12 protein-coding genes and 1 pseudogene are annotated in these 15,145 nt (G+C 70.9%); 4 read left to right on the forward strand and 9 right to left on the reverse strand.

Features of this window, described 5'->3' with window-relative positions:
• The 4 genes and pseudogenes from ASD90_RS24155 to ASD90_RS02775 form a co-directional block, all read right to left on the reverse strand.
• A pseudogene (locus ASD90_RS24155) lies at window positions 1-474 on the reverse strand (DUF222 domain-containing protein); the annotation flags it as partial.
• A gap of 86 nt (window positions 475-560) precedes the next feature.
• Window positions 561-1,403, reverse strand: coding sequence for an AraC family transcriptional regulator (locus ASD90_RS02765; protein ID WP_056751342.1), 843 nt, complete (start codon window positions 1,401-1,403; stop codon window positions 561-563).
• A 103-nt stretch (window positions 1,404-1,506) separates the two neighbouring features.
• Window positions 1,507-2,205 (reverse strand): response regulator, encoded by a 699-nt coding sequence (locus ASD90_RS02770; protein ID WP_056754286.1) that lies wholly within the window; start codon window positions 2,203-2,205, stop codon window positions 1,507-1,509.
• Entirely contained in the window at window positions 2,198-3,829 is a 1,632-nt protein-coding gene (locus ASD90_RS02775; protein ID WP_235506360.1) for a sensor histidine kinase, read from the reverse strand. The genes ASD90_RS02770 and ASD90_RS02775 overlap by 8 nt, the downstream gene beginning before the upstream one ends.
• 122 nt (window positions 3,830-3,951) lie before the next feature.
• Between ASD90_RS02775 and ASD90_RS02780 the strand changes: the two genes are divergently transcribed.
• Both ASD90_RS02780 and ASD90_RS02785 read left to right on the forward strand, forming a co-directional pair.
• Complete coding sequence (locus tag ASD90_RS02780) at window positions 3,952-5,352, forward strand: cation:dicarboxylate symporter family transporter (RefSeq protein ID WP_056751348.1); 1,401 nt, start codon at window positions 3,952-3,954, stop codon at window positions 5,350-5,352.
• 267 nt (window positions 5,353-5,619) lie between these two features.
• Entirely contained in the window at window positions 5,620-7,440 is a 1,821-nt protein-coding gene (locus tag ASD90_RS02785; protein ID WP_056751351.1) for a BCCT family transporter, read from the forward strand.
• A gap of 48 nt (window positions 7,441-7,488) precedes the next feature.
• Here ASD90_RS02785 and ASD90_RS02790 read toward each other — a convergent pair whose 3' ends face one another.
• Window positions 7,489-8,139, reverse strand: coding sequence for a response regulator transcription factor (locus ASD90_RS02790; protein ID WP_082588437.1), 651 nt, complete (start codon window positions 8,137-8,139; stop codon window positions 7,489-7,491).
• Entirely contained in the window at window positions 8,132-9,316 is a 1,185-nt protein-coding gene (locus ASD90_RS02795; protein WP_056751353.1) for a sensor histidine kinase, read from the reverse strand. The genes ASD90_RS02790 and ASD90_RS02795 overlap by 8 nt, the downstream gene beginning before the upstream one ends.
• A gap of 148 nt (window positions 9,317-9,464) precedes the next feature.
• On the opposite strand from ASD90_RS02795, the gene ASD90_RS02800 reads away from it, so the two are divergent.
• Entirely contained in the window at window positions 9,465-10,433 is a 969-nt protein-coding gene (locus ASD90_RS02800) for an SMP-30/gluconolactonase/LRE family protein (RefSeq protein ID WP_056751356.1), read from the forward strand.
• A gap of 5 nt (window positions 10,434-10,438) precedes the next feature.
• Complete coding sequence (locus ASD90_RS02805) at window positions 10,439-11,722, forward strand: ankyrin repeat domain-containing protein (protein ID WP_157622952.1); 1,284 nt, start codon at window positions 10,439-10,441, stop codon at window positions 11,720-11,722.
• A 62-nt stretch (window positions 11,723-11,784) separates the two neighbouring features.
• On the opposite strand, the gene ASD90_RS02810 is transcribed toward ASD90_RS02805, so the two are convergent.
• The 3 genes from ASD90_RS02810 to ASD90_RS02820 are packed head-to-tail and all read right to left on the reverse strand — an operon-like array spanning window position 11,785 to window position 14,906.
• The gene (locus tag ASD90_RS02810) at window positions 11,785-12,633 is read right to left on the reverse strand and encodes a carbohydrate ABC transporter permease (protein WP_056751359.1); all 849 of its coding nucleotides are present in this window, start codon (window positions 12,631-12,633) and stop codon (window positions 11,785-11,787) included.
• A gap of 3 nt (window positions 12,634-12,636) precedes the next feature.
• Entirely contained in the window at window positions 12,637-13,506 is an 870-nt protein-coding gene (locus tag ASD90_RS02815; protein ID WP_157611000.1) for a carbohydrate ABC transporter permease, read from the reverse strand.
• A 53-nt stretch (window positions 13,507-13,559) separates the two neighbouring features.
• On the reverse strand, window positions 13,560-14,906 hold the full coding sequence (locus ASD90_RS02820) for an extracellular solute-binding protein (protein ID WP_235506361.1): 1,347 nt from the start codon (window positions 14,904-14,906) through the stop codon (window positions 13,560-13,562).
• Window positions 14,907-15,145 lie beyond the last annotated feature (239 nt).

Below are 15,145 nucleotides of genomic sequence, written 5' to 3' on the forward strand. Positions count from 1 at the left end.
CGGGTCGTGCTGCTCGGGCTGGAGCTCGCCGGGCAGGCTGCGGCCGCGATCGTCGACGGTGTCGGGCTGCAGGGTGAAGTCGTAGCGGGTGACGGAGCGTTGCAGCTGGGTGACGGTCGCGTGCTGCGCGAACTCGGCGGCCGTCGCGTCGAACGCGGCCGGGGTGTGCCGGGCCACGACCGCGGCCTGGTCGAGGCTGATCCGCCCCTCCCGCAGCGCGGCGGCCGTGGCGGGCAGCTCCTGGGCGCGGCGGGCGAGCAGGATCACCGCGCCCGCCTGGCCGCGGGACAGTCCGGCGCGGAGCATCAGCCAGTGCTCGGGTGAGCGCAGCCCCGCGGCCTGCCACGACCCGTCCGACAGGACGGTCGCGACGAAGTCGACGAGCCGGGCGTGCGCGTCGTGCAGGTCGGCGGCCAGGGACGCGACGTGCTCCCAGTCCTGCTCGATCTGCTGCGCGGTCCGGCTCTGCTCCATCCTCTGATCGTACAGGTGTTCGAACGACCCGACAAGGCTTGTCCACACGAAATCCACTGTCCCGCAACACAACTCGTAGCGAACCGTCAGCGGAAGCGGGCGGCGAACTCGCCCGGCGTCATGCCGGTCGCCTTGCGGAAGTCACGGGTGAAGTGCGCCTGGTCGGCGTAGCCCAGGTCGACCGCGATGCCGGCCAGCTCGGCCTCGGAGTCGCGCAGACGGTCCGCCGCCTCCTGGAGCCGGCGACGACGGATGAGCCACTTGGGTCCGAGCCCGATCCGCTTGTGCAGCAGGCGTTGCAGGGTGCGCTCGTTGATGTCGAAGCGAGCGCACAGGTCGTCGACACGCAGCAGCTCGGGCGAGGTCTCGACGTCCTCGATGATGGCGTTGACGATGAGGCCCTCGTCGTCGACGGGCAGCAGCGGCCGCAGGGCGTCCTCGACGACCTCGCGTGCGTCCGCCTGCGCCGCGGGCGACGTCGGGTCGGGTCGCATCAGCGACCGCAGGCGCCTGGTGAGGCCCGGGCCATCGAGCGTCGTCACCGTCGACAGGTCGACGTAGCGGTCGGTCATCCGGCGCACCGGCTCACGGGTCAGGAGGTGTCCGGCTGCGGGCTGGAGCATGAGACCGACCGCCCAGCCGCGCCCGGTGAGCATGGTGTGCGAGAGGCCGGACACGACCCCGTAGAAACGGGTGTAGGTGTCGGAGACGACGACGAGGCACACGGGGTACTGCAGCACCCGCTGCACCGAGTCGCGTCCTTCCGGCACGTCCCACACCGGGATCCAGAACCGGCGGGCGAGGTCGGTGAGGTCCGGGGAGACGGAGGCGCGGGCGATCGACCACGTGTGGTCGGTGGGGTCGACGAGGTGGGCCCGCTCGATGTCGTCGCGGGCCGCCGTCCGTCCTGCCCCGGTAGACGTCGTCACGTGTCGAAAAGTACCAAGACCCACCGACGGCGGGCTTCCTGGCGTGACCCCCATGACCTCGACCACCACATCGGCCGTCGGACGCCCGCGAAGGCCTGAGTGGTCACCGCGCCCAGAGGTACTCGACCTCGGGACGTCCCGCGCCGGCATACCTCGACCGTCGCACGGCGACCCTGGTCTCACAGAGGTACTCGGCGTAGCGGCGCGCGGTGACCCGGCTGACGCCGAGCTCCTCTCCGAGCTCGGTCGCCGAGCGGCCCGTGTCGGCGTCGCGCAACAGGCGTGAGACGCGAGCGAGCAGCTCCTCGCCCATCCCCTTGGGCAGCCGCGCCTCGGTCGCCACGCGCGCGCCGGCGAAGACCTCGTCGACCTCGGCCTGCGTGCCGATCTCCGCGCCGCTCGTCACCTGGTCGCGGTAGGCGCGGTAGGCGAGCAGCCGCTCGCGCAGCGTCGCGAAGACGAAGGGCTTGAGGAGGTACTGCACGATCCCGAGCGACACGGCGGCGCGGACGACGTCGAGGTCCCGCGCCGACGTGACCGCGATGACGTCGGCGCGGTGGCCGGCGGCACGCATGGCGCGCACGACGTCGAGACCGTGCCGGTCGGGGAGGTTCATGTCGAGCAGGACGACGTCGATCTCCTTGTCCTGCAAGGTCTTCAGCGCCGCCTGGGACGTGCCTACGGTCGCGACGACCTCGAAGCCGTCGACGCGGCCGACGTATGCCGTGTGGGCCTCGGCCGCGATCGGCTCGTCCTCGACGACGAGGACCCGCAGCACCGCGGACACCGGTGGCTCAGTCATCGCCACCACCCGCCGGCAGCCGCACCGTGAACGTCGCCCCCGGCGGACCCGACACCTCGAGCGTCCCCCCGAGCCGGTCGACGGTCTGCCCCACGAGGGCCAGCCCGATGCCGCGGCGCCCGGCGCTGCCCTGCTCCTTCGTCGACCAGCCGCGCCGGAAGGCGTCGTCGACCGCACCCGGCGGCAGGCCCGGCCCGTCGTCGGAGACCTCGAGGACGGCATACGCGTCCTCGACCCGGGAGTCGAAGCGCACGTGCCGCTCCGGCCGGGGGGTCCCGGGCTCGCCGGCCACGGCATCGAGGGCGTTGTCGATGAGGTTGCCGGCGATGGTCACGACGTCCCGGGTCGGCGCGACGTCGCGCGGCCAGTGCGCCCCCGGCTCGATCTCGAAGGCGATGCCGCGCTCGTGCGCCTCGGCCGCCTTGCCGAGCAGCAGCGCCGTGAGCGCCGGCTCGTCGACCGAGCCGACGACGCGGTCGGTGAGCAGCTGCGAGACCTGCAGCTCGTCCGTGGCGAAGTCCAGCGCGCGGTCGGTGTGCCCGAGCTCGATGAGGCTGACGATGGTGTGGAGCCGGTTGGCCGACTCGTGCGCCTGCGACCGGAGCGCCTCGGTGAGGCCGCGGGCCGAGTCGAGCTCGCCCGTCAGGGCCTCGAGGTCGGTGCGGTCGCGCAGGGTCGCGACGTGGCCGAGCAGGCGCCCCTGCCAGCGCGCCGGGCCGCGGTTGAGCACGAGCACCCGGGCCGACGTCACGTGCAGCTCGTCCTCGTGGGCGGCGTCGTCGGTGAGCGCGGCCGTCAGGGCCGGCGTCAGTCCCAGCTCGGCGACCGGTCGACCCACGGCGTCGGCGGGCAGGGCGAGGAGCCGGGTCGCCTCGTCGTTCGCGAGCCGGAGCCGGCCGTCGAGATCGGTGATGATGAGGCCCTCGGTGACGGCGTGGAGGACGGCGTCGTAGTACTCGTACATCTCGCGCAGCTGCTGCTCGCCGAGGCCGTGCGTCTGTCGTCGGATGCGGCGGGACACCAGACCCGTCCCGAGCCCCGACAGCAGCGCCGCCACGAGTCCCGCGAGCAGCAGCCCCGGCAGCTGGGCGCGCACCCGCTCGCCGACCGCCGACTTGCGGATGCCGACGGAGACGAGCGCCACGACCGTGCCCTGGTCGGTCACGGGGACCACGACCCGCGACGACGGCCCGAGGGTGCCGGTGTAGTCCTCCTCGACGACCCCGCCCGCGAGCGCCGCCTCCGTGTGGCCGAGGAACTTCTTCCCGATCTGGGTCGGGTCGGGATGGGTGTAGCGGATCGCGTCGCGGCTCATGACGACGACGAAATCGGTGCCCGACTCGACCCGCACGCGCTCGGCGTAGGGCTGGAGCGCGGCCGACGGGTCGGGACCCTGCACGCCGGCGACGACGTCGGGCGTCGCGGCCATCGTCTCGGCCACCGCGAGGGCGCGGGCGATGGCCTCCTGGTCACCGGCCCGCTGCGCCTGGCCGTACACCCCGGCGAGCCCGGCGGCGACGACGAGCACGGCGATGAGCACCTGCAGCGCGAAGGTCTGCCCCGCGACGCTCCAGCGACCGGGTGCACCGAGCACCCGGGTGGCGGTCGACGAGAGCGAGCTCAACGGCATACCTCGGGCCGCGAGAACTCAATGAACACAAAGGTGACCCTAGTCACTGGCCACGGCAGCCTCGTCACATTCACCGGTCCCGCGCCCAGCGTGGGACCCAGCCAACGGAGGTCACCGTGAGTTCCACCGCCGACAGCGCCGTCGACGCCCAGCCGGGCTCGGCACCCAAGCGCGACCGCACCCATTTCCTCTACATCGCCGTCATCGTCGCCATGGTGGCGGGCATCCTCGTGGGATGGGCCTTCCCCGAGGTGGGCAAGAGCCTCAAGCCCCTCGGCACCGGCTTCGTCAACCTCATCAAGATGATGATCACGCCGATCATCTTCTGCACCATCGTCCTCGGCATCGGCTCGGTCCGGAAGGCCGCCCAGGTCGGCAAGGTCGGCGGTCTCGCCCTCGGCTACTTCATCACGATGTCGACGGTGGCCCTCGCGATCGGCCTCGTCGTCGGCAACATCATCAAGCCGGGCGACAGCCTCAACCTGACGGCCGCGGTCGCGGAGTCCGGGCAGTCGCAGATCGCCGCCGAGTCGGAGGGCACGGTCGACTTCCTCCTCGGCCTCATCCCCGACACGCTGGTCTCCGCGCTGACGTCGGGCTCGGTGCTCCAGGCACTGCTCATCGCGCTCCTCGTCGGCTTCGCACTCCAGCAGATGGGCAAGACCGGTGAGCCGATCCTCCATGCCATCAAGTACCTCGAGCGCCTCGTCTTCCGCCTCATGGCGATGATCATGTGGGCCGCCCCGATCGGCGCGTTCGGCGCGATGGCCGCCCTCGTCGGTGCCACCGGCATCGGCTCGCTCAAGAGCCTGGGCCTGCTCATGGTCGCCTTCTACGCGACGTGCGCGATCTTCGTCTTCGCCTTCCTCGGCAGCATCCTCAAGGTCGTCACGGGGATGAACGTCTTCTCGCTCTTCCGCTACCTCGGCCGCGAGTTCCTCCTCATCCTGTCGACGTCGTCGTCGGAGTCGGCCCTGCCGCGCCTCATCGCCAAGATGGAGCACCTCGGCGTCTCCCGCCCGGTCGTCGGCATCACCGTGCCGACCGGCTACTCCTTCAACCTCGACGGCACCGCGATCTACCTGACGATGGCGAGCCTCTTCATCGCCGAGGCCATGGACAAGCCGTTCAGCATCGGCGAGCAGATCTCGCTCCTCGTCTTCATGATCATCGCCAGCAAGGGCGCTGCGGGCGTCAGCGGCGCCGGTCTGGCGACCCTCGCCGGTGGCCTCCAGTCGCACCGCCCCGACCTCGTGCCCGGTGTCGGCTTCATCGTCGGCATCGACCGCCTCATGAGCGAGGCCCGCGCGCTGACGAACTTCGCCGGCAACGCCATCGCGACCGTCCTCATCGGCACCTGGGTCGGCGAGATCGACCGCGACAAGGCGTCGCGCGTCCTCTCCGGCCAGGACCGCTTCGACGAGGCGAGCATGCTCGACCACGACGACGATGTCCTGGACGACCAGGTCCCGGACGCCCGCCGTCACGAGCCCGAGCTCGTCGGCGCCAGTCGCTGACACGACCGTCGAAGGGCCGCGAACCTGCCGGGTTCGCGGCCCTTCTCCGTGGTCGTGGCCCATGTCACTCCTGCGCGTCCGGCACTTCGGGAACCTTTGGCACACATGGGGATTCCCGCCTGCGTATGCCGTCTGCCACGTCCCTGGACCGCGCTCGCTTTGCGCTCGTCCCCCCATCTTCGACACAGTGGACGCTTCTTCGAGACATCTGTGACACGTAACTGTGAGGAGACAGACGGCACCTCGTCGGGGTGCCGTCCATGACGTATGAGTGAACTGACCAAGAGTCCCGACGACGCGCTGCACCCGGCGCTCGAACCGCCACCCGTGAACCACGAGGAGGCCGCACCCTCCCGGGTCGACACGGTCGTCTTCGGCGTCGCGGCGGCTGTCGCCATCGCGTTCGTGCTGTGGGGCGCCCTCGACACCGAGAGCCTCAGCGCGAGCGCCACCGCCGGCCTCGACTTCGTCGTCCACAACACCGGCTGGCTCTTCTCGCTCGTCGCCTCCGGCTTCGTCGTCTTCGTCATCTGGCTGGCCGCGAGCAAGTACGGCAACATCCCCCTCGGCGGTGACGGCGAGGCCCCCGAGTTCCGCACGTCGTCGTGGGTGGCGATGATGTTCTCCGCCGGCATGGGCATCGGCCTGATGTTCTACGGCGTCACCGAGCCGCTCACCCACCTCGTGACCCCGCCGCCCGGCACCGGTGCCAAGGGCAACCCCGAGGCCGTGCAGACCGCGATGGCCACGACGATGTTCCACTGGTCGCTGCACCCGTGGGCCATCTACGCGGTCGTCGGTCTCGCCGTCGCGTACGGCGTGTTCCGCAAGGGCCGCTCGCTGCTCATCAGCTCGGCCTTCGCCCCGCTCTTCGGCGAGAAGCGTGCGAACGGCCCGGCCGGCCGCGTCATCGACATCTTCGCGATCTTCGCGACGCTCTTCGGCTCCGCGACCTCGCTCGGCCTCGGCGCCCTCCAGATCGGCTCCGGCCTCGAGATCGTCGGCGGCATCGGCACGGTCGGCAACGGCGTGCTCATCGGCATCATCGCCGTCCTGACCGTCTGCTTCATCCTCTCGGCCGTCTCCGGCATCGAGAAGGGCATCCAGTGGCTCTCGAACATCAACATGGTGCTCGCCCTGGCTCTCGCCTTCTTCGTCTTCGTCGTCGGCCCGACGGTCTTCATCCTCAACCTCGTGCCGACGACCATCGGCTCCTACTTCAAGGACCTCGCGATGATGTCGGCCCGCACCGACGCCGCGGGTGGCGACGGCATGAAGGACTGGCTCGCGGGCTGGACGATCTTCTACTGGGCCTGGTGGGTCAGCTGGACGCCGTTCGTCGGCATGTTCATCGCGCGCATCTCGCGTGGCCGCACGATCCGCCAGTTCGTCTCCGGCGTGCTGCTCGTGCCGTCCGTCGTCTCGCTCATCTGGTTCGCCATCTTCGGCGGCGCGGGCATCGACCAGCAGCAGAACGGCCAGGACATCGCCGGGCAGGCCTCGCCCGAGGGCTCGCTCTTCGCGATGCTCGGCAACCTTCCCTGGCCGACCGTGACCGCGGTCGTCGTCATGCTCCTCGTCGCGATCTTCTTCGTGTCGGGTGCCGACGCCGCGTCGATCGTCATGGGCACGCTCTCGGAGAAGGGCACGCTCGAGCCGTCGAAGAAGACCGTGGTCTTCTGGGGCGCGGCCACGGGTGCCGTCGCCGCGACCATGCTGCTCATCGGCGGCGAGGACGCCTTGTCGGGCCTGCAGAACGTCACGATCGTCGCGGCCCTGCCCTTCCTCGTGATCATGGTCGGGTTGGCCGTCGCGCTCGTGAAGGACCTGTCGCGCGACCCGCAGGTCGTCCGGCGCCAGTATGCCGTCGCGGCCGTCGAGCACGCCGTCGTCGCGGGCGTCAGCGAGCACGGTGACGACTTCTCGCTCACGGTGCAGGAGACCGCGCCCGGCGAGGGCGTCGGCGAGATGGTCCAGACCGACCCCGTCGCCGACCCGGTCGTGGCCGAGGACGTCGCGGCGCAGGACGGGCTGGGCGGCGCGGTCGACGAGCAGACCGAGAAGGTCGGCGCGTCGATGCGCCTCTGACCGAGGTCGCGTCAGACCGTCACCGGCAGACCCCTCGAGCGCGCCGCATCATCCGCCTGGCCGGATGATGCGGCGCTCGAACGCCGCCGCGACCGCGCCGGCTCGGGTGTCGACGCCGAGCTTGGTGTAGACGTGCGAGAGGTGCGACTTCACGGTCGCCTCCGAGACGAGGAGCTCGCGCGCCATGTCGCGGTTGCCGAGCCCCCGGGCGAGCAGCTCGAGCACCTCCACCTCCCGCTCCGTGACGACCGGACCGGGTGAGGCGGTGCGCCGGACGAGCCGCGCCGCCACCGAAGGCGCGAGCACCGTCTCGCCGCGTGCGGTGGCGCGGATGCCCGCGAAGAGCCGGTCGGGCGGAGCGTCCTTGAGGAGGTAGCCGAGGGCGCCTGCGTCGAGCGCCCGCAGGATGTCGGCCTCGGTGTCGTAGGTCGTCAGCACCAGCACGTGCGGCGGGTGCGGCAGGGCTCGCAGCCGAGCGGTCACCTCCGCCCCGCCCGGCCCGTCGCCGAGGCCCAGGTCCATGAGGACCACGTCGGGGCGTTCCGCCGCGACGACCCGCACGGCGCTCGCCAGGTCGCTCGCCTCACCGACGACGGCGATGCCCTCCTGCCCGTCGACGAGCGCGCGCAGGCCCGCGCGCACGACGGGGTGGTCGTCGACGAGGACGACGCGCACGACGTCGGAGCCGCTGTCAGCCACGGGGTTCCTCCACCACGAGGGGGAAGCGCACCGTCACGGTCGTGCCCTCACCCGGGGCGCTCTCGACGGCGGCGCTGCCGCCCAGGCCCGACGCCCGTTCGCGTATGCCGTCCAGCCCGTGTCCGCGGTTTCCGCGCGCTCCCGGGCGGCGGGCCGGGTCGAAGCCGTGCCCGTCGTCGCGGACGTCGAGGCGCACCTCGTCCGAGAGGAAGGTGAGGCTGACGACGGCCCGGGTGGCGTCGGCGTGCTCGACGACGTTGGCCACGGCTCCCCGCGCCGACCGGACGAGCGCGCTCGCGACAGCGGGGTCCACGGCGACGGGGGCACCGTGGACCCGGACCTGCACGTCGAGCCCGTGGGTCCCGCCGGCGACCCGCTCGAGGGCCGCCGTCAGGGCGTCGCCGGTCGCGTCGTCCTCGAGGCCGGCCGGGGCGAGGTCGCGCACCACGCGGCGCACCTCGTCGAGCCCCTCACGCGCCGCGACGCCGGCGGTGGCGACGTGCTCGCGGGCGGCGGCGGGCCTGCGGTCCCAGTCCTGCTCAGCCGCGCTGAGGAGCAGCGTGATGCTCGAGAGGCCTTGGCCCACGGAGTCGTGGATCTCCCGCGACAGCCTGGTCCGCTCGGCGAGGGCGCCCGAGCGGCGTTGGGCCGCAGCGAGATCGGCCTGTGCATCGGTGAGCTCGTCGATGAGGGTCTGTCGGGTGCGCGCCTCGCGCTCCAGTGCGCGGTACGACAGCACGGTGACGAGCGCGATGCCGACGGGCCCGACGACGACCGTCGGGTCCAGCTCGTCGATGATGCGACTCCACGCCACGCTGACGACCGTGGTCATGACGACGACGACCGTGACGGCATACGCGAAGGGAAGGACCTGGAGCACGGCGAAGGCCACCGGCACCGCCGTCCACGCGAAGGACGGGGCGACGAGGCTGAGGGCCACCCACAGGACGACGACGACCGTGATCCACACGTAGGGCCAGGCGGCGTGGCCGGCGACGAGCCGACGGGTGAGGTAGGCGGCGCCGAGGACGGCCGCACCCGCGAGGACGAGCACCGCCGTGCCGTCGAGGTCGTGGCGCAGGAGATAGCGCACCGAGCACGTCACGAGGAGCGCGACGAGGACGGCGTCGAGCCACCGGTCGAGTCGCGCCACCGGCGCGAGGATGCCCTCCTCCATGACCGGCAGCCTAGGGACGTCGAGGGCGCGTCGGCATCATCCGATCGGCTATCCGGGAGTGGCCGGTCGCCCGACGCGGTGGACGGGGTGCGCCCGCGACGGTGGTGGGACTGCACCGACCCCACCGCGATCCCCATCGGAGACCACCATGACGCGCACCCCCACAGTCCTCACGGTCCTCACCGTCCTCGCCGCCGCGCCCCTGCTGCTCCCCGCTCAGGCCCAGGCACAGCCGTCTGACCGCGGCCGACCGGGGACCTACCTGCTGACGGGTGACACCGGCGGCTCGAAGTTCGAGGGCATCGGCGCCGACGAGCGCCGGGGCCTCTTCTACGTCAGCGAGACGACGGGCGGGGAGATCCACCGCGGATCGGCGGGGGTCGCGCAGACCGAGCAGTGGCTCGGTGGCGACGGGACCGACGGTCGCTTCACGGCGCGTGGCGTCACGACCGACGCCGGCGGGCGCGTCTACGTCGCCGGCGGGCCCAACGGCATCGGCACCGGACGACCCGACCTCTGGGTGTACTCGCCCGACGGCGAGCTGCTCGCGGCCCTCCGGGCACCGGACGGGAACGTCTTCCTCAACGACGTCGCCATCGGGCCGGACGGCGCCGCCTACTTCACGAACTCCAACGCGCCGCAGGTCTACCGGGTCGCCCGCGACGGTGGCGACTGGTCCGTGACGCAGTGGGCCGACGCGACGGGCACGATCGAGCAGCGGCCCGGCTTCAACCTCGGCGGCGTCGTCGTCAGTGCCGACCGCTCCGCCCTCGTCGTCGCCCAGGGCAACGCCGGGCTGCTCTGGCGCTTCGACCTCGCGACCGGGGCCGCGACGTCCGTGGACACCGGCGGCGCCGCCCTCACCGACGCCGACGGGCTCGTGCGGCAGGGCTCGCGCCTGACCGTAGTGCGCAACGTCGCCCGGATGCTCGCCACGCTCGAGCTGACCGCCGACGGACGCAGCGCACGGCTCGTCTCGCAGCAGGCCACCGACCCGGCCCGCGTGCTGACGACGGCGAAGGTGCTGCACGGCCGCACGCTCTACGTCGACAGCAAGTTCGACGAGCCGGTGGCGTCCGGACCCTACGAGGTCGTCACCGACCCGCTGGCACGATGAGCACCATGGGACGAGGCAGCAGGGGGACGGCAGCGGTGGCGGCCCTCGCCGGGCTCGCGCTCACCACCCTCGTCGCCTGCACCTCGAGTGGCCCCGCGACCACGGTGACCCCAGCAGCAGCACCGGCCACCGCGACCGGCGCGGCGACGAGGCCACTCGACGAGGAGACGGTGACGCCGTCGGCGGCCGATCGGGCGCTGCTCGACGCCGACCTGCGGGCCGCCGCGTGGGACGACGACCTGCCGCGCGCCACGGCCCTCGTCGCGCGGGGCGCGGACGTCAACGCCAAGGACGACACCCAGCAGTCGGCGTACCTCATCGCCACGAGCGAGGGCCGCCTCGGGCTGCTCCGGCTGGCGCTCGCGCACGGCGCCCGGGTCGACGACAAGGACAGCTGGAACGGCACCGGCCTCATCCGTGCGGCCGAGCGCGGGCACGGTCTCGTCGTCGGTGCGCTGCTCCGGGCCGGCATCGACCGCGACCACGTCAACCGGATCGGCTACCAGGCGGTCCACGAGGCCGTCTGGCTCGGGCGCGACACCACGACCTACGTCGACACGGTCCGCCTCCTCGTGGCCGGCGGTGCCGAGCTCACCCGACCCTCGCGCGACGAGGGCCTCACCCCGCTCCAGATGGCCCGCGAACGCGGGTTCGACCGACTGACAGGAGTCCTCGTGACAGCGACCACCACCGACCCCGTCAAGGACCCGGACGCCGCCCTCCTCGCGGCCGCGTCGAGCGGCGACGCCGACGGAGTGGCTCTGGCCCTGCGCGCGGGTGCGGGTCTCGAGACGCGGGACGCGAAGCAGCGCACCGCGCTGCTGCTCGCGGCCACCGGCGACCACGTCGACGCCGCACGGGTGCTCGTCGCGATGGGTGCCGACCCAGACGCCCTGGACGACCGCCACGACACGCCGTGGCTCGTCACCGGCGTCACCGGCAGCGTCCCGATGCTCGAGGCGCTCCTGCCCGCGGGACCCGACCTGACCATCCGCAACCGCTTCGGCGGTGTCTCCGTCATCCCCGCGAGCGAGCGCGGCCACGTGGACTACGTGCGCCGCGTCGTCACGACCGGCATCGACGTCGACCACGTCAACGACCTCGGCTGGACCGCTCTGCTCGAGGCCGTCATCCTCGGCGACGGCGGTGAGCGCCACCAGCAGATCGTGCGCATCCTGCTCGACGCCGGCGCCGACCGGTCCATCGCCGACAAGGACGGGGTCACCGCGCTCGAGCACGCCCGCGCCAAAGGGTATGCCGCCATCGCCCGGATCCTCGAGCGTCCCTGACCCGCTGGGCGAGTCAGGGACGGCCGGCCCCACGCGACCAGACCGTGGCGGCCGGCTTCCCCCTACTTGGTGAAGCCGGCTGTCAGGCCGCTCAGCAGCTGACGGCGTCCGACGACGTAGAGCGCGAGAATCGGCAGCGCGGTGAGCAGCACGGCGGCGAGAATGGCCGGCACGTTGATGCCGTACTGGCCCTGGAAGGTCCACAGCGCGAGCGGCAGCACCCGCAGGTTCGGGCTCTGGGTGAGCACGAGCGGGAGCAGGAAGCCGTTCCAGATGAGCAGGGCGTTGTAGATCGTCACCGTCACGAGCGCCGGGCGCGTCAGCGGGAGGGCGAGCCGCCAGAGCGTCTGCCACTCGCTGCAGCCGTCGAGGCGCATCGACTCGAAGAGCTCGTTGGGCACGTCGCGGATGAAGTTGGACAGGACGAGGACCGAGAGCGGGATCGCGAATGCGATCGACGGCAGGATCAGCGCCAGCAGGGTGTCGTAGAGGTGCAGCCGGATGATGATGAGGTACACCGGGATGATCGTCGCCTGCAGCGGGATCGCCAGGCCCATCAGCAGGACCGCGTTCGTGGACTTGAGGAACCAGTGCGGCCGGCTCCGGATGATCGCGAAGGCGGCCATGAACGAGACGAGGACCGCCGGGATGACCGCGCCGACCGTGACGATGACGCTGTTGAAGAAGTAGCGGATGAAGCCCGACTCGATCACGAGCCGGTAGGCGTCGAGCGTCGGCTCGGACGATGGCACGAACGGGTTGGTGACGAAGTACTCGGACTGGCTCTTGATGCTCGTGATGACGATCCAGTAGATCGGCAGGATCACGATGAAGAGCCAGAACCAGCTGAGTGTGCCGCCGATCCAGTTCGTGCTGCGGATGCGGGTGGTCTTCTGTGGTGTGTCGGCCACGGCTCAGGCCCCCTCGAGTTGGCTGGCGGTCTGGTCGCCCCCGCCGAGGCGTCGGAACAGGAGCGCGAGGAGCAGGCCGACGAGGACGAGGATGACGCCGATGGCACTGGCCGGGCCCATCAGGTTCGCCTGGAAGCCGCGCTTGTACATGTCGAGTGCGAGCACCCGGGTGGCATCGCCCGGTCCGCCGGCGGTGAGGACGTAGATGAGGTCGAAGAACGTCAGCGAACCGACGACCATGAGCGTCGACGACGTGACGATCGTGTTCTTCAGCTGGGGCAGCGTGATCGAGAAGAACTGCCGCATGCGCCCGGCTCCGTCGATCTGGGCCGCCTCGTACATCGAGGTCGGGATCTGGCGGACCGCGCCCTGGTAGATGAGCGAGTGGAACGGGATGAACTGCCAGGACACGACGAAGACGACGACCCCGAGAGCGAGCTTCGGTTCACCGAGCCAGTCCTGGGACATGAACGGAAGCCCCAGGCCGGTGCCGATGCCGAAGTTGGGGTCGAGCAGGGCCTTGAAGGTGATCGCGATCGCCGCCGAGCTGAGCAGCAGCGGGATGAAGTAGAGCACCGCGAGGAACGCACGGTACTTCTGTGCCCCGGCGAGGAAGACGCCGAGGAGGATGCTCATCGGCGTCTGGAACAGCCAGGAGAGGGCCGCCACCTGGAACGTGACCCACATGGCGTGCGGGAGCCCGGGATCGGAGAGCACGGACTTCCAGCTGGTGAGGCCGGAGGGCACGACCTCGCCGATGCCGTCCCACGTGGTGAAGCTGAGCAGGAGCACGCCGATGAGCGGGATGACGCCGAAGGCGACGAAGAAGACCAGCGCCGGGACCGCCAGCCACCCGAGCGAGCGACCGTGCACGCTCTTGGCGGAACGGGACGGTGCCGGCCTGGCGGACCCGACGCTGGCGGCGGTCACGAGTTCGTGACCGCGTTGAGGTTGGTGGCGAACTGCTCCGGGGTGATGCTCAGCTGGAACAGCTTGGCGATGTTGTCGAGGAGCGTCTCGGCGGCGCTCGGCGGCAGGGCCTGGTCCCACGACTGCGCGAAGACCTTGGCGTTGCTCGACACCCCGTAGAGGAACTTGAGCCACTCGGCGTCCTCGGAGCTCCCGATGTTGGAGTCGGCGCCCTTGACGATCGGGATGGAGCCCGTGTCGATCCACGCCTTGACCTCGGTCGAGTCGAGCACGCCGGTCGTGAAGAACTTCTTGGCCGTCTCCTTCTCGGCGGCAGTGGCCTTCGACGAGATCGAGAGGTACTGACCGGGGTTGCCGACGGTGTTCGTCGGGTCACCCTTGCCGCCGGCCACCGGCGGGAAGTTCATCCAGCCGAGGTGTCCGCCCTTGACGAAGTCGCCGCCGTCGCTCTTCATGCTGCCGTACGTCCAGGCGCCGTGCAGCATCATGGCCGCCTTGCCGGTGTAGAGCAGGGCCTGGTCGGCGTTGGAGTCGGCCGTGATCGACGAGAAGCCCTTGATGAAGCCGTTGGCCTTGACGAGGTCCTGCACCTTGGTGAGGGCCGTGATCGCGTCGGGGTTGGACCAGGCGTCCTTCTGGCCCTCGAACGCGGCCTGGAACACCTCGGGACCACCGATCCGGTCGAAGAGGAACTCGAGCCACATCATGTTGGTCCACCGGGACTGGCCACCGAGGGAGAACGGGGCGATGCCCTGGGCGTTGAACTTCGGGACCAGCGCCATGATGTCGTCCCACGAGGTGGGGGGCTGCACGCCCACCTTCTCGAAGACCGACTTGTTGTAGTAGAGCACGATGGGCTGCACGGTCTCGCACGGCATGGCGTAGATCTTCCCGCCGACCGTCGCTGCCCCGAACGAGGACGGGAAGAGCTTGTCCTTGACGGCGGCGTTGTCGCTGAACCACGAGGTGAGGTCCTCGACCTGGCTGGCATCGACGTACGACTTGAGCCCGCCACCGCCCCAGCCCCAGATGATGGTGGGTGCCTGGCCGGCACCGAGGGCCGTCTTGATCTTCGTCTTGTAGGCGTCGTTCTGGAACGCCGTCTGGGCGATCTGGGTGCTCGCGTTGGCGGCGTTGAAACGGTCGACGGCCCCCTTGCGGATGCCCTCACCGGGTTGGCCGGTGAGGTACCAGTAGGAGGCGCCGGAGCCGGCGGCGCCGGCGCTGCCCGAGGACGTGCTGCTGCTCGGCCCCGAGCTTCCGCACGCGGCGAGGGCCCCGGCCAGGGGAACGCCCATGGCGAGCCCGAGGAAGGTGCGACGAGAGGTTGTTCTGGGATCCACGTTGATCTCCACTGTGTCATGGCCGCGGGCGGCCTGGCCTGTGTCGCATGAGCGTTGGCCAGGAGGGCGTCCGGGCACGCAACAACTTGGTGCGAGCGACGATACTTTTCGCCGGTTTTTCGTGTCAAGGGTTGTGTTCGGATCGTGTCCGGGTAGAAGGTGATCCCATATTCCGTGCTCAAACAGTCACGTTCGGCACACATCGTGACTATCGACAGGTGGTCGAAACTTTCGACGCG

It is taken from the genome of Terrabacter sp. Root181 (assembly GCF_001428505.1).
GTDB lineage: Bacteria > Actinomycetota > Actinomycetes > Actinomycetales > Dermatophilaceae > Terrabacter.